Origin of the sequence: Salmonella sp. SJTUF15570 (assembly GCF_043357055.1) — a bacterium.
Classification (GTDB): Bacteria; Pseudomonadota; Gammaproteobacteria; order Enterobacterales; family Enterobacteriaceae; genus Salmonella; species Salmonella enterica.
Genome location: NZ_JBEUKJ010000008.1, coordinates 92,723 through 114,071, shown reverse-complemented (window position 1 = coordinate 114,071; position 21,349 = coordinate 92,723). Strand labels below are relative to the sequence as shown.

Here is a 21,349-nt window from a genome sequence, read left to right as displayed (position 1 = left end):
TAGGCATTTATGCCGCCATCCGGCAAGCAGACGCAGTCCTGTCCGATGACATATTATTCGTCAGACGCATAACCTTGCGGCGGCAGACGACGCCCGTCCAGCCAGGCGGCGTTATCGCGCATCTTTAGACGCCCCTGCGCAAACCAGCTAATCACCAGCGGATAAATCGCATGTTCCTGAGTCTGTACGCGTGCGGTGATATCATCTTCGCTGTCGTTGGCAAAAACCGGCACCTTCGCCTGGAGAATGACCGGGCCGCCGTCGAGTTCGTCTGTCACGAAATGTACCGAGGTACCGTGCTCCTCATCGCCGTTTTCCAGCGCCTGGCGATGGGTATGCAACCCCGGATATTTTGGTAGCAGGGAAGGGTGAATGTTCAGCAGACGCCCGTAGTAATGCGCGACAAACATCGGACTCAGAATACGCATAAAACCGGCCAGCACGACCACATCAGGCGCATACGCGTCTATCTTGCGAATCAACTCGCGATCAAAGGCGTCGCGGCTGTCAAACCGATCGGCAGTCAGCGCTTGCGCCGGAATGCCGGCTTCTCTGGCGCGTTCAAGGCCGAACGCGTCGGCCTTATTGCTGAATACTGCCCTGAGGGTGCCTTTAATTTTCTTCGCTTCGCAGGCATCGATAATCGCCTGTAAATTGCTTCCATTGCCGGAAATCAGCACCACAATATTCATTATTCAATAACCACACGCTGTTCGGAATCAGAGGCTTTGATGATACCGATTTTCCATGCGTTTTCACCTTTCTCGTTTAGCAGAGCAAGCGCTTTGTCCGCCTCCGGAGCGGAGAGCGCAATCACCATGCCGACGCCGCAGTTAAAGGTACGGTACATTTCATGTCGGCTGACATTACCGGCGGTTTGCAGCCAGGTAAAGATGGCGGGCCACTGCCAGGACGACTCATTAATTACCGCCTGGGTATTCTCCGGCAGAACGCGCGGAATATTTTCCCAAAAGCCGCCGCCGGTGAGGTGGGCGATAGCGTGTACATCGACGTTTTCAATCAGTTCCAGAACCGATTTTACGTAGATACGGGTCGGTTCAAGCAGATGATCGGCCAGCGGCTTCCCTTCCAGCAGAGTGGTTTGTGGGTCGCAGCCGCTAACGTCAATAATTTTCCGCACCAGCGAATATCCATTCGAGTGCGGGCCGCTGGAGCCGAGCGCAATCAGCACGTCGCCTTCGGCAACCCGGGAGCCGTCGATGATTTCTGATTTTTCGACTACGCCGACGCAGAAACCCGCCACATCGTAATCTTCGCCGTGATACATGCCCGGCATTTCCGCCGTCTCGCCGCCGACCAGCGCGCAGCCGGATTGCAGGCAGCCTTCGGCAATACCGTTGATCACGCTGGCAGCGGTATCGACATCCAGTTTACCCGTGGCATAGTAATCGAGGAAAAACAGCGGTTCCGCGCCCTGAACGACCAGATCGTTTACGCACATCGCCACCAGATCAATACCGATAGCGTCGTGACGCTTTAAGTCCATCGCCAGGCGAAGTTTGGTGCCTACGCCGTCAGTGCCGGAAACCAGTACCGGTTCACGATATTTTTGCGGCAACGCGCACAGCGCACCGAAACCGCCCAGACCGCCCATAACCTCCGGGCGGCGAGTTTTCTTCACTACGCCTTTGATTCGATCAACCAGAGCGTTACCCGCATCAATATCGACGCCGGCATCTTTATAGCTAAGAGAGGTCTTATCGGTCACTGCCTGGTTCCCCACGTTTTTTCTTGCGGTAAAAGTTAAATTCGGCGCAATTCTAACAGGGAAAGCAAACGTTTGCGAGCGTGGTCTGCGCCCTGGTTATCCGGGCGATTTTTTTTGCATGGTTTCGGTCGCTGCTTGAAAATTTCTCTGTTGGTAAAAAAGAAAAGGATATCCAGCACTTGGTTTACGACAGGTGGCCTGGACAGGCCATTCACCCTTAAAATTGCTAAGATTCAATCGGTTGTTAGCCTTTATCGCCTGTTTCAACGTGAGTGATTTATACTCACTTTTCCACTATCAGCGCTTTTGGTTGATCCAGGTCAAGCATACATTGTGTTGCGTCAGAGAGGAAAAGCGGTATAATCCGGCGATTTTTTTTGTGGTTGCCAGTCATCTGAGGATAGGAGAAGAGTATGAAGATCGTGGAAGTCAAACACCCACTCGTCAAACACAAGCTGGGTCTGATGCGTGAAAACGACATTAGCACTAAACGCTTTCGTGAACTCGCCTCAGAAGTAGGCAGCCTGCTGACGTATGAAGCGACAGCCGACCTGGAAACGGAAAAAGTCACCATCGAAGGCTGGAATGGCCCGGTGGAAATCGACCAGATCAAAGGTAAAAAAATTACCGTTGTGCCGATTCTGCGCGCGGGTCTGGGCATGATGGAAGGCGTTCTGGAAAATGTACCGAGCGCGCGTATCAGCGTAGTCGGGATGTACCGTAACGAAGAGACGCTTGAGCCAGTACCTTATTTCCAGAAACTGGTATCGAACATTGATGAGCGCATGGCGCTGATCGTCGACCCGATGCTGGCGACTGGCGGTTCTGTCATCGCGACCATCGACCTGCTGAAAAAAGCAGGCTGTAGCAGCATTAAGGTGCTGGTGCTGGTCGCCGCGCCGGAAGGCATTGCGGCGCTGGAAAAAGTGCACCCGGACGTTGAACTGTACACCGCCTCTATCGATCAGGGGCTTAACGAGCACGGATACATTATTCCGGGGCTTGGCGATGCCGGCGATAAGATTTTTGGTACCAAATAAGTGAATAAATAATTAAAAGCCGACTTTAAGAGTCGGCTTTTTTTTGAATAAAACCACTCATAACAAACACACTTAGAGGAAAACACTATGACGCGCCGTGCTATCGGGGTGAGTGAAAGACCGCCGCTTTTACAGACAATCCCGCTTAGTTTACAGCACCTTTTCGCCATGTTTGGCGCGACCGTGCTGGTGCCAGTTCTGTTTCATATCAACCCCGCGACGGTGCTGCTGTTTAACGGTATCGGAACGCTGCTGTATCTCTTTATCTGCAAAGGTAAAATTCCGGCCTACCTCGGATCGAGCTTTGCCTTTATTTCCCCGGTATTACTGTTGTTGCCGCTGGGTTATGAAGTGGCGCTGGGCGGTTTTATTATGTGCGGCGTGCTGTTCTGTCTGGTCTCTTTCATCGTTAAAAAAGCGGGCACCGGCTGGCTGGATGTGATGTTCCCGCCTGCGGCAATGGGCGCAATCGTTGCCGTCATCGGTCTGGAGCTGGCTGGCGTCGCGGCGGGGATGGCCGGATTGCTGCCTGCGCAAGGGCAGTCGCCGGACACGAAAACAATTATCATCTCCATGGTCACGCTGGCGGTGACGGTGTTCGGCTCCGTACTGTTTCGCGGTTTCCTGGCGATCATTCCGATTTTGATCGGCGTGCTGGCGGGCTATGCGCTGTCATTCGCGCTGGGAGTGGTCGATACCACGCCGATTGCCCAGGCGCACTGGTTTGCGCTACCGACTTTCTATACGCCGCGTTTTGAATGGTTCGCGATCCTGACGATTCTGCCCGCGGCGTTGGTCGTGATTGCCGAGCATGTCGGTCATCTGGTGGTGACGGCGAATATCGTCAAAAAAGATTTAGTGCGCGATCCCGGTTTGCACCGCTCGATGTTCGCTAACGGACTGTCGACGATCATTTCCGGTTTCTTCGGCTCCACGCCGAATACTACCTATGGGGAAAATATTGGCGTCATGGCGATCACCCGCGTTTACAGTACCTGGGTTATCGGCGGCGCGGCGATTTTCGCCATTCTGCTTTCCTGCGTTGGCAAACTGGCGGCGGCGATTCAGATTATCCCGTTACCCGTGATGGGCGGCGTCTCGCTGCTGTTGTACGGCGTTATCGGCGCGTCGGGGATTCGCGTATTGATCGAATCGAAAGTCGACTACAACAAAGCGCAAAACCTGATCCTCACCTCGGTGATTTTGATCATCGGCGTGAGCGGCGCGAAAGTGCATATCGGCGCGGCAGAATTGAAAGGGATGGCGCTGGCGACCATCGTCGGGATTTGCCTGAGCCTGATTTTTAAACTGATTAGCCTGTTGCGTCCGGAAGAAGTGGTACTGGAGGCAAATGATGCGGAGCCTCCGCATCAGTAACGGGTTGCCGGGCAGCGATGCTGCCCGGTTCTATCTCAAGGGAATTATGTGGTAAACTCAGCGCGATTTTATGTCATCCTGGGTTGAGGTATCTCTGAACACACCGGCACAGCTCTCTTTGCCACTTTATCTTCCTGACGACGAAACTTTCGCAAGTTTCTGGCCGGGGGATAACGCCTCTCTACTGGCCGCGTTACAAAACGTGTTGCGCCAGGAACATAGTGGATATATCTACCTTTGGGCGCGTGAAGGCGCGGGCCGCAGCCATTTACTGCACGCCGCCTGCGCTGAATTGTCGCAGCGTGGAGATGCGGTAGGCTACGTCCCGCTCGATAAACGTACCTGGTTCGTGCCGGAAGTGCTCGACGGTATGGAACACCTCTCGCTGGTGTGTATTGATAACATTGAGTGTGTCGCTGGCGATGAACTGTGGGAGATGGCGATCTTTGATCTCTATAACCGCATTCTGGAGTCCGGTAAGACGCGGTTATTGATCACCGGCGATCGTCCGCCAAGACAGTTAAATCTGGGCTTGCCCGATCTCGCTTCCCGTCTGGACTGGGGGCAAATCTATAAACTCCAGCCTCTTTCCGATGAAGACAAACTTCAGGCGCTACAGTTGCGCGCCCGGTTACGGGGGTTTGAACTGCCGGAAGATGTCGGGCGGTTTTTACTCAAACGTCTTGATCGCGAAATGCGTACGCTGTTTATGACGCTGGATCAGCTCGATCATGCGTCGATCACTGCCCAGCGAAAACTGACGATCCCGTTTGTCAAAGAGATCCTGAAACTGTAATACGCCGCGACGGCGGCGTTCAACGGTTAACCGAGGATGTCCAGCACCTGCTCAGGCGGTCGGCCAATGCGCGCCTGACCATTTGCCACCACAATGGGGCGCTCCATCAGTTTAGGGTGTTCAACCAGCGCCTGGATTAACGCCTCTTCACTCAGCTGGCTGTCCGCCAGGTGAAGCGTCTTATAGAGATCTTCTTTCTGGCGCATCAGTTCGCGCGCGCTGGACATGCCCAACATACGCAGCAGTTCACGCACGGTGGCGGCGTCGGCGGGCGTATCCAGATAAAGCACCACTTCCGGTTCCACGCCGTTAGATTTCAGCAGGTTCAGCGTGTCGCGGCTCTTCGAGCAGCGCGGGTTATGGTAGATTTTAATCGTGTCGGTCATGAGTTCTCCTTGTGACGCCATCCGGCTAATAAACGGCGATTACATTTTCGTGTATGGCTTGAAGCGTTCCTGTAACTGGCGCAACTGGTCGATACGCGCATCGTAACGCGCCTGTTGCTGGCTACCCAGTTTTGCCTGGGCGCTGGCGCTACTGAGCAGTGAAATTGCCTGATCCAGTCGTCCCGCCAGCGCATAACTTTCAGCGCGCGCCGCCAGCTCCTGATCGCGGTTGTTCAGCGCGGCTTCGGCCTGAGCAAGCAGATCCCAGCCGTTACCGTCATCTTTATGGCTAAAGGTGTAGCGATTCAGAATGGTTTCCGCCGCTTTTGGCTGGCCTCCCTGGAGGTACGCATTGGCGAGGTTTAACTGCAGCACAGGATTAACGCGCAGATCGCGGGCATTTTTCAGGCGATTAATCGCGTCGTTGGCTCTTTTCTGCCCGAGGTCAATATCGGTGGCGAGGTCAAGATACCAGGCATTGTTCGGTTCTGCGCTTAACAGCGGCTGCAACGTTTTGCGCGCTTCATCGTACTTGCTCGCTTCCATCGCCTGCAACGCCCGGCCATATTGCGCCGCATGTTGCTGACGCACGTTGCCTTTAGACCACTGATCCAGCAGGTCGCTGGTGAGCTGGTTACGTCCGGAATTGTACATTCCCAGGGCGCGCGCTTTGGCGAAATAAAAGTCGGCGGAAGATTGCACCACGACCGGGCGCATCTGGTTGGCACGGTTGCGGGCATCCGCAAGGCGGCTTTCCGGTAAGGGGTGAGTGAGCAAAATTTCAGGCGGACGCGTGGAGTAACGCGCCTGGTCGAGCAGTTTTTCGAGGAAAGAGGGCATCGCCTGTGGGTCAAATCCGGCGCGTTGCAGTACCTGAATACCAATACGGTCGGCTTCTTGCTCATTTTGCTGGGTGAAACTTATCATTCCCTGGCGCGTTCCCGCCAGAGTACCGGTTAGCGCCGCCATACCGGCCTGTGGGCTGGCCATGGCCAGCAAAATGGAACCCAGCGCGCCCACCCAGGTAAGCGGCGCGCTGCGCTTTTGATCTTCCATCGCGCGCGCCAGGTGGCGCTGCGTCACGTGGGAGATTTCATGCGCCATGACTGAAGCTAGCTGGCTTTCGTTATCCGCGTAGCGAAAAAGCGCCGAGTGCAGCACCACATTGCCGCCAAAGAACGCGAACGCGTTGATTTCGTCATTATTGATCAAGAAAAAATGGAAGGGCGTTTTGACGGAGTCGGCGTGCGAGACCAGACGCATCCCCAGCGCGTTAATGTATTGCACCAGCAGCGGATCGTTGATTAACGGCGCGCTACCGCGTAGCTGGCGTACATAAAAGTCGCCCATTTGCATCTCTTGTCCGATAGAAAGCGTGCTTCCTGCCGAGGTTCCCATATCGGGCAGCGTGTCGGCAGGGTCGGCAAATGCGGGCGCGACCTGACCGAGAGCCAATGCTGCAATGAGGGTTGCCACCAGGTTTTTTTTCAACTGCCTGAACATAACCTCTATCCTGTTGTTTTGAGATAGCCCTTTGACCAACGTCGTGAAATATCGTTCCACGCTCCGACACTTCATAAGTGTAACTGTGATGAGCACAGACTCACTATTTTAGTTTCCTGAATCAACGATAAAAAGCGAAGTCTTTTTTGTGACATTTCGATACAATTCGGCATCACAATCCCGCAGTTGAGTTCTGGGAAGGGTTTTATGCTCGAAATGTTAATGCAATGGTATCGCCGTCGCTTCAGCGACCCGGAGGCGATTGCCTTGCTGGTCATTCTGGTGGCTGGTTTTAGCATCCTCTTTTTCTTTAGCGGCCTGTTAGCGCCGCTGCTGGTCGCAATCGTACTGGCCTACCTGCTGGAGTGGCCGACGGCGCGCCTGCAGGCGATTGGCTGTTCCCGGCGCTGGGCAGCCTCCATTGTCCTTATCCTCTTTGTCGGCATTCTGTTATTAATGGCCTTTGTGGTGATGCCGATTGCCTGGCAGCAGGGTATTTACCTGATTCGTGATATGCCCGGTATGCTGAATAAACTGTCCGATTTCGCCGCGACCTTGCCGCGACGCTATCCGGCGCTGATGGATGCGGGCATTATTGATGCGATGGCGGAAAACATGCGTACCCGGATGCTTAACATGGGCGATTCGGTGGTGAAGTATTCGCTGGCGTCGTTAGTCGGGCTACTGACGCTGGCGGTATATCTGGTGCTGGTGCCGCTGATGGTCTTTTTCCTGGTAAAAGATAAAGAGCAGATGCTGAATGCCGTGCGCCGCGTGCTGCCGCGTAATCGCGGGCTGGCGGGGCAGGTGTGGAATGAGATGAATCAGCAGATCACCAACTATATCCGCGGAAAAGTGCTGGAGATGGTGGTGGTGGGCGTGGCGACCTGGCTGGGCTTTTTGCTGTTTGGCCTCAACTATTCGCTGCTGCTGGCGGTACTGGTGGGCTTTTCGGTCCTGATCCCCTATATCGGCGCCTTTGTGGTGACAATTCCGGTGGTGGGCGTCGCGCTGTTTCAGTTTGGTCTGGGGACGGAATTCTGGAGCTGTTTTGCCGTTTATCTGATTATTCAGGCGCTGGATGGCAATTTGCTGGTACCGGTACTTTTCTCCGAAGCGGTGAATTTGCATCCGCTGGTGATTATTCTGTCAGTGGTGATTTTCGGCGGTCTGTGGGGATTCTGGGGGGTGTTTTTCGCCATTCCATTGGCGACGCTGATTAAAGCCGTTGTCCATGCCTGGCCGGATGGTCAGGTGACGGATGCCTCATCCTGAGCGGTCTGTACAAAAGTTGTAAAGCGTGAACGACATCATAGTGCCCTGCCGCCATTTTGCGCACGCCTGATGAGGGACAAGCGCTTAGAAAGCCGCTCTTTTTTTTAATGCCGCACCGTGTTGCGGCATTTTTATTGTCGGAACCTACAAAACTCTCGCTGTAAAGCCGCCAAAATTTGGTGACTTAGCCTAAGCATTCTTCTGAGAAATTCGTTAATAAGTGACATCATTGATGCGAGATTGTTTTTTTAATGTGAAGCGATAACGAAACAGGGAATGAGTGTGTTGAGAAAACATTACTTGAAAGGGTATACCGCGCGGCAAATTGTACAGCGAGCCATGAAAATTATTCCTTACTCGGTAAACGTCATGGATGAACATGGCGTCATTATCGCGTCTGGCGAACCTTCGCGGCTTCGCCAGCGTCATGAAGGGGCCATTCTGGCGCTGAAGGAAAACCGTATTGTAGAAATTGATTCCGCTACCGCCAATCAGCTAAAAGGCGTGCGATCCGGCATTAATCTTCCCATCTCTTTTCATGAACAGCTTATCGGCGTGGTCGGCATTACCGGCGAACCGGAGGAGGTTCGCGCGTATGCCGAGCTGGTTAAAATGGCGGCGGAGCTGGTGATCGAGCATATGGTGCTGATCGAACAGCGACAGTGGGATAAACGCTATCGCGAAGAGCTGATCAACCAATTGATTTTGCGAGAAAATTCAACAGAGTCGTTGCGCTCTATGGCGGCCTATCTGGGCATTGATCTGGCGGTTCCCAGAGTGGTGCTGATTATTGAACTTTCCCAGCCGGATCGCGAAGCGCTGCGCAATGTAATGGATTATTTCGAGAATCACGCGCGCAACCATTTGGTGACGTTTACCGAATTTAATGAATTAATCATTATTAAGCCTATCACGTTAAAAGAGGGAAAGTGGAATACCCGCCAGGAAATGGGGGAATTGCAGATTTTTAAATCATGGGCTGCATCATCGGGCTTTAGCCGTATTTTGGTTGGGGGCTATTTTGCCGGCGAGACGGGATTGCACCGATCTTTGCTCACAGCGAGAGCCACGCAGGCGATGGCGAAAAGACAAAAGCTGCGCAGCCAGTATATTTTTTATCATGACCACGCGCTTCCCGCGCTGCTAAGCGGGCTGTCTGAAAGTTGGCAAGTGCAGGAGTTATCGCGTCTGTGGCTACAACTGGCGCAACATGACGCGAAAGGCGTATTGCAACAGACGCTGCGGACCTGGTTTGAACATAATTGTGACCTGACGCAAACGGCCAAAGCATTGCATATTCATGTGAATACATTGCGCTATCGCTTACAGCGCTGTGAGGATATTACGCACATAAAAATCAATGAGTTAAAAAGTACGCTTTGGCTTTATATCGGTATGGAGCTCCAGGCCGAATCTGTACCGTCCGACAAGTTACCGCTGCCAGGTCGAATCGAAATTTGTTGAAAGCTCCAGCGGATTTTTAGGCGGGTTTTTCCATACTGCGCGCTCCATGTTAAAGGAGGCGCAGTATATGACGTCGATATCCACCCTGGGAGCCATTGCCGCATTGGTTGTGGCCATCGTATTAATTTTAAGAAAAGTGTCGCCAGCCTACGGCATGATGGCGGGCGCGCTGGTCGGCGGTTTGATTGGCGGCGCCGATCTTCTGCAAACCGTGTCGCTGATGGTGTCAGGCGCGCAGGGCATCGTTAATGCCGTATTGCGTATTCTGGCCGCAGGCGTACTGGCGGGCGTATTAATTGAGTCCGGGGCGGCGAATACGATTGCTGAGACGATTGTCCGCAAAGTGGGGGAAACCCGGGCATTATTGGCATTAGCCATTGCCACACTATGTTTGACCGCCGTCGGCGTATTTATTGATGTGGCGGTGATTACCGTCGCGCCGATTGCGCTGTCGATTGCGCGTAATGCAGGCCTGTCAAAAAGCGCTATTCTGCTGGCGATGGTTGGCGGCGGCAAAGCGGGTAACGTGATGTCACCCAACCCGAACGCTATTGCCGCCTCTGATGCGTTTCATGTTCCTCTTACCTCTATTATGCTGGCGGGCGTGGTTCCGGGCATCGTTGGGCTTATTATCGCCTATCTGTTAGCGAAACGGCTGAATAATAAAGGCGCGGGCGTCGCCGATCATGAAGTGACTCACCATGATGACTCCGTCGCCAGACCCGGCTTTCTGGTGGCGATTAGCGCGCCGCTGGTCGCTATTTTCCTGCTTTCTCTCCGTCCGTTTGCCGGCATTTCCATTGACCCGTTAATTGCCCTGCCCGTAGGGGGATTGGTCGGTCTGCTGTTGATGGGACGCGCGCGCCACTGTAACCAGTACATGGTCGCCGGTCTGATGCGTATGGCGCCTGTCGCTATTATGTTGCTGGGAACCGGTACGCTGGCCGGCATTATCGCTAATTCCGAACTTAAAGATGTCCTGATTCATGGCCTCACCGCTTCGGGATTGCCATCCTGGCTGCTGGCGCCCGTGTCTGGCGCCATGATGTCAATGGCGACGGCCTCAACCACAGCGGGAACGGCGGTGGCGTCCGGCGTTTTCTCTCCCACGTTACTTGAACTTGGCGTTTCCGCCCTGGCGGGAGCCGCTATGATCCATGCGGGCGCCACGGTGCTGGACCATCTGCCGCACGGCAGCTTTTTCCACGCGACGGGCGGCAGCGTCAATATGCAAATTCATGAACGTTTAAAGCTAATGCCGTATGAAACGCTGGTGGGGTTAGCCATTACCTTTATTTCTACTCTGATGTTCGGTTTCTTTGGTTTTGCAGGATAATCCCTATGAAAATTGTTATTGCTCCTGATTCATTTAAAGAAAGTTTGTCCGCAATGGCGGTCGCTGAGGCGATAGAAAAGGGGTTCCGCGAAATTTATCCTGACGCCGACTACATTAAAGTGCCCATGGCGGATGGCGGGGAAGGAACCGTACAATCAATGGTGGAGGCCAGCGGCGGGCGTTATGTTGACCAGTGGGTACAAGGCCCGCTTGGGCAACCGGTGGCCGCGCGCTGGGGAATGCTGGGCGATAGCGATACCGCCGTGATTGAAATGGCGGCGGCATCCGGACTGCATCACGTTTCGCCTGAATTGCGCAACCCGCTTAATACCACCAGCTACGGCACCGGCGAGTTAATCGTCGCGGCGCTGGAGCGTGGCGTAAAGCGTATTATTCTGGGAATTGGCGGCAGTGCGACGAATGACGGCGGCGCGGGGATGATGCAGGCGCTTGGCGTTATATTGCGCGATAAACAGGGGCGCTCGCTTTCTCCAGGCGGCGAGGCGCTGGCGGCGCTGGCGTCTATCGATTTGTCCGGTTGTCACCCATTGCTGCGTAAGGTATCGATAACCGTGGCGTGTGATGTCAACAATCCGTTGTGTGGTCCCCAGGGCGCATCGGCCATCTTTGGCCCACAAAAAGGGGCGACAGCGGAAATGGTGAACACCCTGGACGCGGCGCTGGAAAACTGGGGCCGACATATTTATCAGGCTACGGGGCGTGAGGTGATTAACGCTCCCGGCGCGGGCGCGGCAGGCGGAATGGGCGCCGCGCTTTTAGGGTTGCTCAATGCGGAATTACGCGCCGGCGTAGAGATTGTCGTGGAAACGCTACAGCTTGAGCAGGCGGTTAAAGATGCCGATCTGGTGATTACCGGAGAAGGGCGGCTGGACAGCCAAAGTATTTGCGGCAAGACGCCGATTGGCGTCGCCAGAGTGGCGAAGCGGTATCATAAACCGGTTATCGCGCTCGCCGGTGGGCTGCAACACGATCATCACGTTGTGTATCAGCAGGGTATCGATGCGGCGCTATCGATTTTGTCGCATATCGTTACGCTGCCGGAAGCCTTACACGAGGCGGAATATAACCTGAGCCTGTCGGCGCGCAATGTGGCGGCGATATGGCGTCTGGCGCGGCAAGCCTGACGGCGCATTCCCTTTCCAGGCCGCGCATCAGCGCGGCCTGAGGCTTTTACGCGTTTTCTTTCAGCCAGTTCAGCACCACATCATGGTGATTGCTGGTTTTAAAATCATTAAAGACGTGTTCAATCTTACCATCAGCGTCAATCAAAAAGCTGATGCGGTGAATGCCGTCATACGTTTTGCCCATAAACGACTTTTCGCCCCAGACGCCGAACTGTTCACACACCTGATGGTTTTCATCGGACAAAAGGGTAAAGTTCAGCAGCTCTTTTTCAGCGAAACGGGAGAGTTTTTCAGGTTTATCGGTGCTGATGCCCAGCACGTCCACGCCTGCTTTTTTGAGCTCGTCCATGTTATCGCGTAAGCCGCAGGCCTGCACGGTACAGCCGGGTGTCATGGCTTTTGGGTAGAAATAAACCAGAACGCGCTGTCCCTGGAAGTCGGTCAAATTTACTTGTTCCCCGTCTTGATCCGGCAAGCTAAATTTCGGTGCGATATCACCGGCTTTCAGTGGATTCATTACTTAACTCCATCCTGTTCATCATGTTGTGAGTAATTGACGACGTTTATACTGCCTTGCGCATTGAGTTCTGTACATAGTGCTTTAAAGGCTTGCTCAATATTTGCGGAATTTTGCGACGCCGGGCTATGTGCGGTGATTTGAATAAATAATTGCGCAGCTTTATCACCTTCAGCCGGCTGCGTGCGGGAGACCAGCTCCGCAATATTCATTTCATGACTATTAAACAGCGCGGTGAATCGCTCAATTAAATGCGGGGAGTCGGCGACCTCAACCTGAACCCATACCGTCGCGGGCATTGCCGGGCGGGGGCGGTCGGACGTCCGTTTCATCACAATCAGCAGATCCAGCTCCGCGCCTTTTAACGGCAATGTCGATTCAATCAAGGTAATCGCGTTCCACGTGCCGGACAACAGCATAATAAACGTGAATTCATCGCCCAGCATCGCCAGTCGGCTGTCTTCGATATTACAGCCGCAACTGCTGACATGGCGAGTAATGGTATTCACAATACCGGGCCTGTCGGCGCCCAGCGCAGTGATAACCAAATAGTGTTGTGATGACGGTGTCAAACCAGTTATTCCTTTGAGCGGTGAGGTAATCTTAAGGAAACCATAAAAAAAACCTGCATACAACAATCAGAACGGCTTTGGTCGCTTGCTTTTATTGCCATACCAAACGTACCATTGAGAGACTTGTTTGCACAGAGGATGGCCCATGTTCACGGGAAGTATTGTCGCGCTTGTTACGCCGATGGATGAGAAAGGTAACGTCAGTAGGTCTTGCCTGAAAAAACTCATTGATTATCATGTCGCCAACGGTACCTCGGCGATTGTTTCGGTTGGCACCACCGGCGAGTCTGCCACGCTAAGCCATGATGAACATGGCGATGTCGTGATGATGACGCTGGAACTGGCTGACGGACGTATTCCGGTTATCGCCGGCACGGGCGCAAACGCGACCGCGGAAGCGATTAGCCTGACGCAGCGTTTTAACGATAGCGGTATTGTAGGCTGCCTGACGGTAACGCCGTACTACAATCGCCCCACGCAGGAAGGTTTGTTCCAGCATTTCAAAGCCATCGCGGAACACACTGACTTGCCGCAAATTCTGTATAATGTGCCGTCCCGTACCGGTTGCGACATGTTGCCGGAAACCGTGGGTCGTCTGGCGGAAATAAAAAATATTATCGCTATCAAAGAGGCGACAGGGAACTTAACCCGCGTTCACCAGATCAAAGAGCTGGTTTCAGACGATTTTATTCTGCTTAGCGGCGATGACGCGTCTGCGCTGGACTTTATGCAACTGGGTGGTCATGGCGTGATTTCCGTTACGGCTAACGTAGCGGCGCGCGAGATGGCTGACATGTGCAAACTGGCGGCGGAAGGGCAATTTGCCGAGGCGCGCGCTATCAACCAGCGTCTGATGCCGTTACACAACAAACTATTTGTCGAACCCAATCCTATCCCGGTGAAATGGGCATGTAAGGCATTGGGTCTTGTGGCGACCGACACGCTGCGCCTGCCAATGACGCCTATCACGGACCATGGTCGTGACATCGTCAAAGCAGCGCTTCAGCATGCTGGCCTGCTGTAAAGTTTAGGGAGATTTGATGGCTTACTCAGTACAAAAGTCGCGCCTGGCGAAGGTTGCGGGTGTTTCGCTTGTTTTGCTGCTCGCTGCCTGTAGTTCCGATTCGCGCTACAAGCGCCAGGTAAGCGGCGATGAATCCTATCTGGATGCCGCGCCGCTTGCTGAACTTCACGCCCCGGCAGGAATGATCCTGCCGATAACGACCGGCGACTACGTTATTCCGGTCACGAAGGGGAGCGGCGCGGTTGGTAAGGCGTTGGATATCCGTCCGCCAGCGCAGCCGTTAGCGTTAGTGAGCGGCGCGCGTACCCAGTTCTCTGGCGATACCGCTACGCTATTGGTGGAGAATGGCCGGAGCAGCACGCTGTGGCCGCAAGTCGTCAGCGTGATTCAGGCGAAAAATTATCCGATTGAAAAACGTGACGATGCCAGCCAGACCCTGACGACCGATTGGGTGAGCTGGAACCGCCTGGATGAAGACGAACAGTATCGTGGACGTTATCAAATCTCGGTGAAGCCGCAGGGCTATCAGCAGGCGGTAACGGTAAAACTGGTTAATCTGGAACAGGCTGGCAAGCCGGTCGCTGACGCGGCGTCGCTGCAGCGCTATAGCACGGAAATGATGAACGTCATTTCCGCCGGTCTGGATAAGACCGCTACGGATGCGGCAAATGCCGCGCAGAACCGTTCCGCCGCAACGATGGATGTGCAGAGCGCCGCTGATGATACCGGTTTACCTATGCTGGTCGTTCGCGGTCCGTTCAACCTCGTGTGGCAGCGCCTCCCGGCCGCGCTGGAAAAAGTGGGCATGAAAGTCACCGACAGCACTCGCTCTCAGGGCAGCATGGCGGTAACGTACAAACCGTTGTCTGACAGCGACTGGCGGGATCTGGGCGCTAGCGACCCGGGCCTGGCATCCGGAGACTATAAATTGCAGGTCGGCGATTTAGATAACCGCAGCAGCTTGCAGTTTATCGATCCTAAGGGGCATACTCTGACGCAAAGCCAGAACGACGCGCTGGTTGCCGTCTTCCAGGCAGCGTTCAACAAGTAATTTAACAGGGCTGGAGTAATCCGGCCCTTTTTTCTGATAAGATACGCAAACGTGTGCGTCGGTACAAAAACGCGATTTAACCGCTATTTCGCACCACAATTACAGGCCGACGTCTCCGGCAGGCGTAGCAGGAAATGAATACTTATCGTTAATTCACACCCAGGAGTGTTAAAGATGCAAAAGCAAGCTGAGTTGTATCGTGGTAAAGCGAAAACCGTATACAGCACGGAAAACCCGGACCTGTTGGTGCTCGAATTCCGCAATGATACGTCAGCAGGGGATGGCGCGCGCATTGAACAGTTTGATCGCAAGGGCATGGTAAATAACAAATTCAACCATTTCATTATGACCAAACTGGCCGAGGCGGGCATCCCGACCCAGATGGAACGTTTGCTGTCTGATACCGAGTGTCTGGTGAAGAAGCTGGAGATGGTGCCGGTTGAATGTGTGGTGCGCAACCGTGCGGCTGGGTCGCTGGTCAAGCGTCTGGGCGTGGAAGAAGGCATGGAGCTTAACCCGCCGATATTCGATCTGTTCCTGAAAAACGACGCGCTGCACGACCCGATGGTGAATAGTTCCTACTGTGAAACGTTCGGTTGGGTAAGTCAGGAAAATCTGGCGCGTATGAAAGAGCTAACCTACAAAGCCAACGACGTACTGAAAAAACTGTTTGATGACGCGGGTCTTATCCTGGTGGATTTCAAACTGGAGTTTGGCCTGTATAAAGGCGAAGTGGTGCTGGGCGATGAGTTTTCGCCGGACGGCAGCCGCCTGTGGGATAAAGAGACGCTGGACAAAATGGACAAAGACCGCTTCCGCCAGAGCCTGGGCGGTCTGATTGAAGCCTATGAAGCCGTCGCGCATCGACTGGGCGTGAAATTAGATTAATTCCGCTTCTGACCGGGGGGCAACCGCTCTCCGGTATCATCCTTTCCTCATTCTGATAGCGTTTACCTGTGGTAATCCTGCGCCTGACCGCCTACGATCATCTGTATAACAAAGAGAGAATGAGGTGATTATGCGCTGGCAAGGGCGTCGTGAAAGCAACAATGTAGAGGACAGACGTAATCGGCCAGGCGGCCCCTCGCTGGGTGGCCCAGGCTTTCGTCTTCCGCGCGGGAAAGGCGGCATCATTCTGTTGGTGGTGGTGTTGGTCGCAGGGTACTATGGGGTGGATTTAACCGGTCTGTTGACCGGCCAGCCGGTTTCGCAGCAGCAGTCGACGCGTTCGATAAGCCCCAATGATGATGAAGCGGCAAGATTTACCTCGGTGATTCTGGCGACGACCGAAGATACCTGGGGTCAACTCTTTCAAAAAATGGGGCGCGGCTATCAGCAGCCAAAACTGGTGATGTACCGTGGTATGACGCGCACCGGCTGTGGTGCGGGTCAGTCCGTGATGGGGCCGTTTTACTGCCCGGCGGACGGCACCGTTTATATCGATCTCTCATTTTACGATGATATGAAAAATAAGCTGGGCGCGGACGGTGATTTTGCTCAGGGTTATGTCATCGCCCACGAAGTCGGCCACCACGTACAAAAACTGTTAGGTATTGAGCCGAAAGTACGCCAGTTGCAGCAAAACGCGTCGCAAACGGAGGTGAATCGCCTTTCGGTGCGCATGGAGCTACAGGCGGATTGCTTTGCCGGCGTGTGGGGACACAGTATGCAGCAGCAAGGCGTACTGGAGGCGGGCGATCTGGAAGAGGCGCTCAATGCCGCACAGGCTATCGGCGACGATCGCTTACAGCAACAGGGGCAGGGGCGTGTCGTGCCGGATAGTTTTACCCACGGCACCTCAGAACAGCGCTACAGCTGGTTTAAGCGTGGCTTTGACAGCGGCGACCCGGCGCAATGTAATACGTTTGGCAAAAACTTTTGATAAACCGGGGCAGGGATGTCTGATATCGATGCGCTACAGGCGTTAACGTCGCAAATGACACAGGAAGGTATTCGCCGTTTACTGGTCATCAGCGGCGATGCGGCGTGGTGCCGGGAACGGGCCGAGGCGATACGCGCTGTATTGCCCGGTGACTGGCTGTGGGTCGCGCCTGACGCGCCCGCCCAGCCGCGCTGTACGCCACAGGCGTTACAAACGCTGCTGGGCCGTGAATTCCGTCATGCGATATTTGATGCCTGGCAGGGCTTTGACGCCGCAGCGTTTGCCGCTCTGAGCGGGACCTTGCAGGCCGGAAGCTGGCTGCTTCTGCTGATGCCGCCGTACGAGACGTGGGAAAGCAGGCCTGATACCGATTCACTGCGCTGGAGCGACTGCGCGCAGCCTATCCCTACACCGCAGTTTGCACAGCATCTTAAACGGACTCTTTCCCGCGATCCGCAAACGCTGCTTTGGCGACAGCGCCAGCCGTTTTGCTGGCCATCTTATCCTTTCCGTGGACGCTGGCGACCCGCCACCGGCGAGCCGCAGCCGGAGCAGGCGGCTATCTTATCGCGTTTACGTGAAATGCCGCCCGGCGTGGCGACGGTGATTGCCCCCCGTGGGCGCGGCAAATCGGCGCTGGCCGGGCAATTCATCTCCCGGATGGCGGGCACGGCTATCGTGACCGCACCGGCGAAAACGGCAACGGATATCCTGGCAGCGTTTGCCGGTGAGCGGTTCTGCTTTATGGCGCCGGATGCGTTGCTGGCGAGCGGGGCAAGAGCCGACTGGCTGGTGGTTGACGAGGCGGCGGCAATCCCCGCGCCGCTGCTGCTGCAACTGGTTTCGCGCTTTCCCCGCATACTACTCACCACCACCGTTCAGGGCTACGAAGGCACCGGACGCGGTTTTTTACTTAAGTTTTGCGCCCGTTTTCCGCAGCTTCACCGCTTCACGCTTCGTCAGCCTGTCCGCTGGGCGCCAGAATGCCCGCTGGAAAATATCGTCAGCGAGGCGCTGATATTCGACGATGAAGCGTTTGCGCAGGCGCCACATGGCGCGATAGCAATCTCGGCGTTTTACCAACAGGCCTGGGTGAATACGCCCGCGTTGCCGAGGTCTGTGTATCAATTACTGTCGGGGGCGCACTATCGTACTTCGCCGCTGGATCTGCGCCGAATGATGGATGCGCCAGGACAGCATTTCTTGCAGGCTACGGCGAATAACCGTGTGGCGGGTGCCCTCTGGCTGGTCGAAGAGGGTGGGTTATCCGCAGAACTCAGTCACGCTGTATGGGGCGGTTTCCGGCGGCCGCGTGGAAATCTGGTGGCGCAGTCGCTGGCGGCGCACGGTAGCGACCCTTTAGCCGCGACGCTGGTCGGGCGTCGCGTAAGCCGTATCGCGGTGCACCCCGCCCGCCAGCGCGAAGGCATCGGTCAGCAGTTGATTGCCTGCGCGTGCGAGCAGGCGGCGCAGTGTGATTATCTTTCCGTCAGCTTCGGCTATACGCCGGAGCTGTGGCGTTTCTGGCAACGCTGCGGCTTTGTGCTGGTACGGATGGGCAACCATCGGGAGGCGAGCAGCGGTTGCTATACGGCGATGGCGTTATTACCGCTGAGCGACGCGGGAAAACGGCTGGCGCAGCAGGAACACCGACGTTTGCGCCGCGATGCGGATATCCTGACGCAGTGGAACGGTGAGGCGATACCGCTGGCGGCGTTAGATGAACAGGCGCTTAATGATGAAGACTGGCGTGAGCTGGTCGGTTTTGCGTTCGCGCACCGTCCGCTACTGACATCGTTAGGTTGCCTGCATCGTTTACTGCAATACAGCGCATTGCCATTACCGGCGCTGAGAGGGCGGCTGGAGGAAAAAGCCAGCGATGCCGAACTGTGCGCCCGGCTACGCATTTCAGGCCGTAAAGCTCTGCTGGCGTTGCAGCGTGCGCAGGCGGCGCAGGCGCTGATTGCGCTGGATGCCGGACGAACGCAGCGTTTGCGCGACGTAATGCCCGGCGGTGGGGACCATGCCGGATAGCGATACCTGTCCGGCATGATATCCGGTTACTTTTTCGGCTGATCTTTCTTCGGCCAGTCGTCTTCATCGTCCCACTTATCGTTAAAATCGCGATGCGGGGGCAGCTCAGGTTTATTGGCAAGGAATTTCTTATGGTCGATGCGTTTGAGATCTTTGATCACATTCAGCAGTACGCCTACCAGAAACACCAATACCAGAATCCACCAATATTTTGCCAGCCAGTCCATGCTTATTTCCTCTTACCGGAACGCTCATCAGGCGACGAGCTGTTCCATAATGCGTTGATACATACGGGCCAGTAGCTGGAGATCGGCGGCATTCACACATTCATTAATTTTATGAATGGTGGCGTTCACCGGCCCCAGTTCTACCACCTGCGCTCCCATACGGGCGATAAAACGTCCGTCGGACGTACCGCCCGTCGTCAGTAATTGCGGTTTAATTTCATTATAGTGCTCAATGGCGTTTACCACCGCGTCCACCAGCTTGCCGCGTGCGGTCAGGAACGGCTGGCCGGAAAGCCACCAGTCTACGGTATAGCGTAGCTGATGCTTCTCAAGCAGCGCATGTACCCGCTCTTTGATCATCTCATCGGTCAGTTCCGTGCTGAAACGGAAGTTAAACTGCACGAACAGTTCACCGGGAATGACATTATTGCTGCCGGTGCCTGCCTGGATATTGGCTACCTGCATGCTGGTGGCCGGGAAAAAGTCATTGCCCCGATCCCACTCGATAGCGACCAGTTCATTGAGAAAAGGCGCAGCGCGATGAACAGGGTTATCCGCCAGATGCGGATAGGCGACGTGCCCCTGAACGCCATGAATAGTGAGGTTACAGGTGAGGGAACCGCGACGCCCGTTTTTGACGACATCGCCCACAATTTCAGTACTGGAAGGTTCGCCGACCAGACAGTAATCCAGCCGCTCGTGACGGGCCATCAGCGCTTCAACCACCTTTACGGTGCCATTTTTTGCGCTGGCTTCCTCATCAGAGGTAATCAAAAATGCGAGGCGGCCCCGGTGATGAGGATGCTGCGCAACAAAACGTTCAGCAGCCACCACCATGGCCGCCAGTGAACCTTTCATATCCGCCGCGCCGCGACCGAACAACATTCCGTCGCGAATCGTAGGCTCAAACGGCGGATTGATCCAGCGATCGACATCGCCAGCCGGTACGACGTCAGTATGCCCGGCGAACGCCAGCGTTTCGCCACGCCCACGCCATGCCCAAAAATTTTGCGTGTCGCCAAAATCCATATGCTCAATGGTAAAACCGATTTTACGCAGGCGTTCAATCATTAATGCCTGACAGCCTGCGTCATCCGGACTCAGGGAGGGGCGACGAATAAGTTGCTGTGTCAGCTCAATAACCGGGCACGACATAGACTACACCTCATCAAAAAACTGCTGATAACGGGATTCACTGAAACCAAGCAGCATAGGCTTCCCGGGCGCGCAGAGCAATGGGCGTTTGATGATTGCCGGCTGTTCAACCATGAGAGCAGCGGCGGAGTCGGCATCGGTAATCCCGCTGCGGTCGCCTTCATCCAGTTTGCGCCATGTTGTGCCGCGCGTATTCAGTAACGGCTGCCAGCCGAGTTCGGCAATAAAGGTATTAAGAAGAGGGAGGTCTATGCCATCCACACGGTAATCGTGAAAACGATAATCAATGCCATGCTCCTCCAGCCAACGGCGCGCTTTTTTGATCGTGTCGCAATTCTTAATGCCATAGAGGGTAATCATATTGAATCCTTTAACGCGAAATTCGAATAAATAATCAATAGTATCGTCTGCGGGATAATAAGTGTGGCTGTTAATGGTTATTTATCCAGCGCTGATCGGCAATCAATATAACATTGTTGAGTGAATGTGAATAATGATTCCAAAACGTTCCAGATGTGGCTTGTTTATAATTCGCGGGACAAATCCTATTTTGCGCACATGCAATTGATTGTTTTTTAACCCGATTTGATAAAGTAGTAGAAAAGGTATTAATGTTGCTAAATATTGCAGTAAGTCACATAAAATTTACGGCTACAGCGCCATAGTAATATCATAGACAGCATAACCAGAGGATATCGCAACAATCGGTTAAATGAACTTCTCTCTATACCGCTAACTACGTAGAATACCCATAATAATAAGAGAGGCTATTATGATTGAACGTGAACTGGGGAACTGGAAAGATTTTATCGAAGTCATGCTTCGTAAATAAATGC

General features: G+C 54.4%; 22 protein-coding genes. 13 read left to right on the top strand and 9 right to left on the bottom strand.

All coding sequences use genetic code 11. From position 1 onward, the window contains the following. Positions 1-53: 53 nt before the first annotated feature. Both purN and purM read right to left on the bottom strand, forming a co-directional pair. Positions 54-692 (bottom strand): phosphoribosylglycinamide formyltransferase, encoded by a 639-nt coding sequence (gene purN, locus ABVN44_RS16885; protein ID WP_001028593.1) that lies wholly within the window; start codon positions 690-692, stop codon positions 54-56. After that, entirely contained in the window at positions 692-1,729 is a 1,038-nt protein-coding gene (gene purM / locus ABVN44_RS16880; RefSeq protein ID WP_000130477.1) for a phosphoribosylformylglycinamidine cyclo-ligase, read from the bottom strand. The genes purN and purM overlap by 1 nt, the downstream gene beginning before the upstream one ends. 413 nt (positions 1,730-2,142) lie before the next feature. Here purM and upp point away from each other — a divergent pair, with 413 nt between their 5' ends. The 3 genes from upp (at position 2,143) to ABVN44_RS16865 (ending at position 4,942) form a co-directional block, all read left to right on the top strand. Next, on the top strand, positions 2,143-2,769 hold the full coding sequence (gene upp / locus ABVN44_RS16875; RefSeq protein ID WP_048348772.1) for a uracil phosphoribosyltransferase: 627 nt from the start codon (positions 2,143-2,145) through the stop codon (positions 2,767-2,769). A gap of 87 nt (positions 2,770-2,856) precedes the next feature. Further along, positions 2,857-4,146: a uracil permease gene (gene uraA / locus ABVN44_RS16870; RefSeq protein WP_000198335.1), complete on the top strand. Its 1,290-nt coding sequence runs from the start codon at positions 2,857-2,859 to the stop codon at positions 4,144-4,146. A 94-nt stretch (positions 4,147-4,240) separates the two neighbouring features. Then, complete coding sequence (locus tag ABVN44_RS16865) at positions 4,241-4,942, top strand: DnaA inactivator Hda (RefSeq protein ID WP_061835882.1); 702 nt, start codon at positions 4,241-4,243, stop codon at positions 4,940-4,942. Positions 4,943-4,968: 26 nt separating this feature from the next. Here the strand turns inward: ABVN44_RS16865 and arsC are convergent, their stop codons facing one another. Beyond that, entirely contained in the window at positions 4,969-5,328 is a 360-nt protein-coding gene (arsC, locus tag ABVN44_RS16860; RefSeq protein WP_000132650.1) for an arsenate reductase (glutaredoxin), read from the bottom strand. A 39-nt stretch (positions 5,329-5,367) separates the two neighbouring features. Next, positions 5,368-6,831: a beta-barrel assembly-enhancing protease gene (gene bepA / locus ABVN44_RS16855; RefSeq protein ID WP_000489630.1), complete on the bottom strand. Its 1,464-nt coding sequence runs from the start codon at positions 6,829-6,831 to the stop codon at positions 5,368-5,370. A 207-nt stretch (positions 6,832-7,038) separates the two neighbouring features. Between bepA and ABVN44_RS16850 the strand changes: the two genes are divergently transcribed. The 4 genes from ABVN44_RS16850 to ABVN44_RS16835 all read left to right on the top strand — a co-directional run bounded on the left by ABVN44_RS16850 (position 7,039) and on the right by ABVN44_RS16835 (position 12,051). Then, the gene (locus ABVN44_RS16850; RefSeq protein WP_000892056.1) at positions 7,039-8,106 is read left to right on the top strand and encodes an AI-2E family transporter; all 1,068 of its coding nucleotides are present in this window, start codon (positions 7,039-7,041) and stop codon (positions 8,104-8,106) included. A gap of 276 nt (positions 8,107-8,382) precedes the next feature. Further along, positions 8,383-9,570 carry a sugar diacid recognition domain-containing protein gene (locus ABVN44_RS16845; RefSeq protein ID WP_001533732.1) on the top strand — a complete coding sequence of 396 codons (1,188 nt, stop codon included), beginning with the start codon at positions 8,383-8,385 and terminating at the stop codon, positions 9,568-9,570. A 67-nt stretch (positions 9,571-9,637) separates the two neighbouring features. Continuing rightward, entirely contained in the window at positions 9,638-10,906 is a 1,269-nt protein-coding gene (locus tag ABVN44_RS16840) for a GntP family permease (protein ID WP_000200859.1), read from the top strand. Between the two features lie 5 nt (positions 10,907-10,911). Next, entirely contained in the window at positions 10,912-12,051 is a 1,140-nt protein-coding gene (locus ABVN44_RS16835; RefSeq protein WP_000706368.1) for a glycerate kinase, read from the top strand. 46 nt (positions 12,052-12,097) lie between these two features. On the opposite strand, the gene bcp is transcribed toward ABVN44_RS16835, so the two are convergent. After that, the gene (gene bcp / locus ABVN44_RS16830; protein WP_001068686.1) at positions 12,098-12,568 is read right to left on the bottom strand and encodes a thioredoxin-dependent thiol peroxidase; all 471 of its coding nucleotides are present in this window, start codon (positions 12,566-12,568) and stop codon (positions 12,098-12,100) included. Further along, positions 12,568-13,140 carry a glycine cleavage system transcriptional repressor gene (locus tag ABVN44_RS16825; protein WP_000189061.1) on the bottom strand — a complete coding sequence of 191 codons (573 nt, stop codon included), beginning with the start codon at positions 13,138-13,140 and terminating at the stop codon, positions 12,568-12,570. The genes bcp and ABVN44_RS16825 overlap by 1 nt, the downstream gene beginning before the upstream one ends. A 145-nt stretch (positions 13,141-13,285) precedes the next feature. Here ABVN44_RS16825 and dapA point away from each other — a divergent pair, with 145 nt between their 5' ends. From dapA to tmcA, 5 genes are all read left to right on the top strand, one after another. Then, the gene (dapA, locus tag ABVN44_RS16820; RefSeq protein WP_000494020.1) at positions 13,286-14,164 is read left to right on the top strand and encodes a 4-hydroxy-tetrahydrodipicolinate synthase; all 879 of its coding nucleotides are present in this window, start codon (positions 13,286-13,288) and stop codon (positions 14,162-14,164) included. 16 nt (positions 14,165-14,180) lie between these two features. After that, positions 14,181-15,215 (top strand): outer membrane protein assembly factor BamC, encoded by a 1,035-nt coding sequence (bamC, locus tag ABVN44_RS16815; RefSeq protein ID WP_000331880.1) that lies wholly within the window; start codon positions 14,181-14,183, stop codon positions 15,213-15,215. Between the two features lie 174 nt (positions 15,216-15,389). After that, on the top strand, positions 15,390-16,103 hold the full coding sequence (gene purC, locus ABVN44_RS16810; protein ID WP_001171630.1) for a phosphoribosylaminoimidazolesuccinocarboxamide synthase: 714 nt from the start codon (positions 15,390-15,392) through the stop codon (positions 16,101-16,103). Positions 16,104-16,233: 130 nt separating this feature from the next. Further along, complete coding sequence (locus tag ABVN44_RS16805) at positions 16,234-17,097, top strand: neutral zinc metallopeptidase (protein ID WP_023231928.1); 864 nt, start codon at positions 16,234-16,236, stop codon at positions 17,095-17,097. Positions 17,098-17,112: 15 nt separating this feature from the next. Then, on the top strand, positions 17,113-19,131 hold the full coding sequence (gene tmcA, locus ABVN44_RS16800; protein WP_023231929.1) for a tRNA cytosine(34) acetyltransferase TmcA: 2,019 nt from the start codon (positions 17,113-17,115) through the stop codon (positions 19,129-19,131). A 26-nt stretch (positions 19,132-19,157) separates the two neighbouring features. On the opposite strand, the gene ABVN44_RS16795 is transcribed toward tmcA, so the two are convergent. The 3 genes from ABVN44_RS16795 to ABVN44_RS16785 are packed head-to-tail and all read right to left on the bottom strand — an operon-like array spanning position 19,158 to position 20,873. After that, positions 19,158-19,358 carry a YpfN family protein gene (locus ABVN44_RS16795; RefSeq protein WP_000383839.1) on the bottom strand — a complete coding sequence of 67 codons (201 nt, stop codon included), beginning with the start codon at positions 19,356-19,358 and terminating at the stop codon, positions 19,158-19,160. A 27-nt stretch (positions 19,359-19,385) separates the two neighbouring features. Beyond that, positions 19,386-20,513 (bottom strand): succinyl-diaminopimelate desuccinylase, encoded by a 1,128-nt coding sequence (dapE, locus tag ABVN44_RS16790; protein WP_001277822.1) that lies wholly within the window; start codon positions 20,511-20,513, stop codon positions 19,386-19,388. Positions 20,514-20,516: 3 nt separating this feature from the next. After that, positions 20,517-20,873 (bottom strand): ArsC family reductase, encoded by a 357-nt coding sequence (locus tag ABVN44_RS16785; RefSeq protein WP_000631923.1) that lies wholly within the window; start codon positions 20,871-20,873, stop codon positions 20,517-20,519. A 412-nt stretch (positions 20,874-21,285) separates the two neighbouring features. Here ABVN44_RS16785 and ypfM point away from each other — a divergent pair, with 412 nt between their 5' ends. Then, the gene (gene ypfM, locus ABVN44_RS16780; protein ID WP_001386977.1) at positions 21,286-21,345 is read left to right on the top strand and encodes a protein YpfM; all 60 of its coding nucleotides are present in this window, start codon (positions 21,286-21,288) and stop codon (positions 21,343-21,345) included. Positions 21,346-21,349 lie beyond the last annotated feature (4 nt).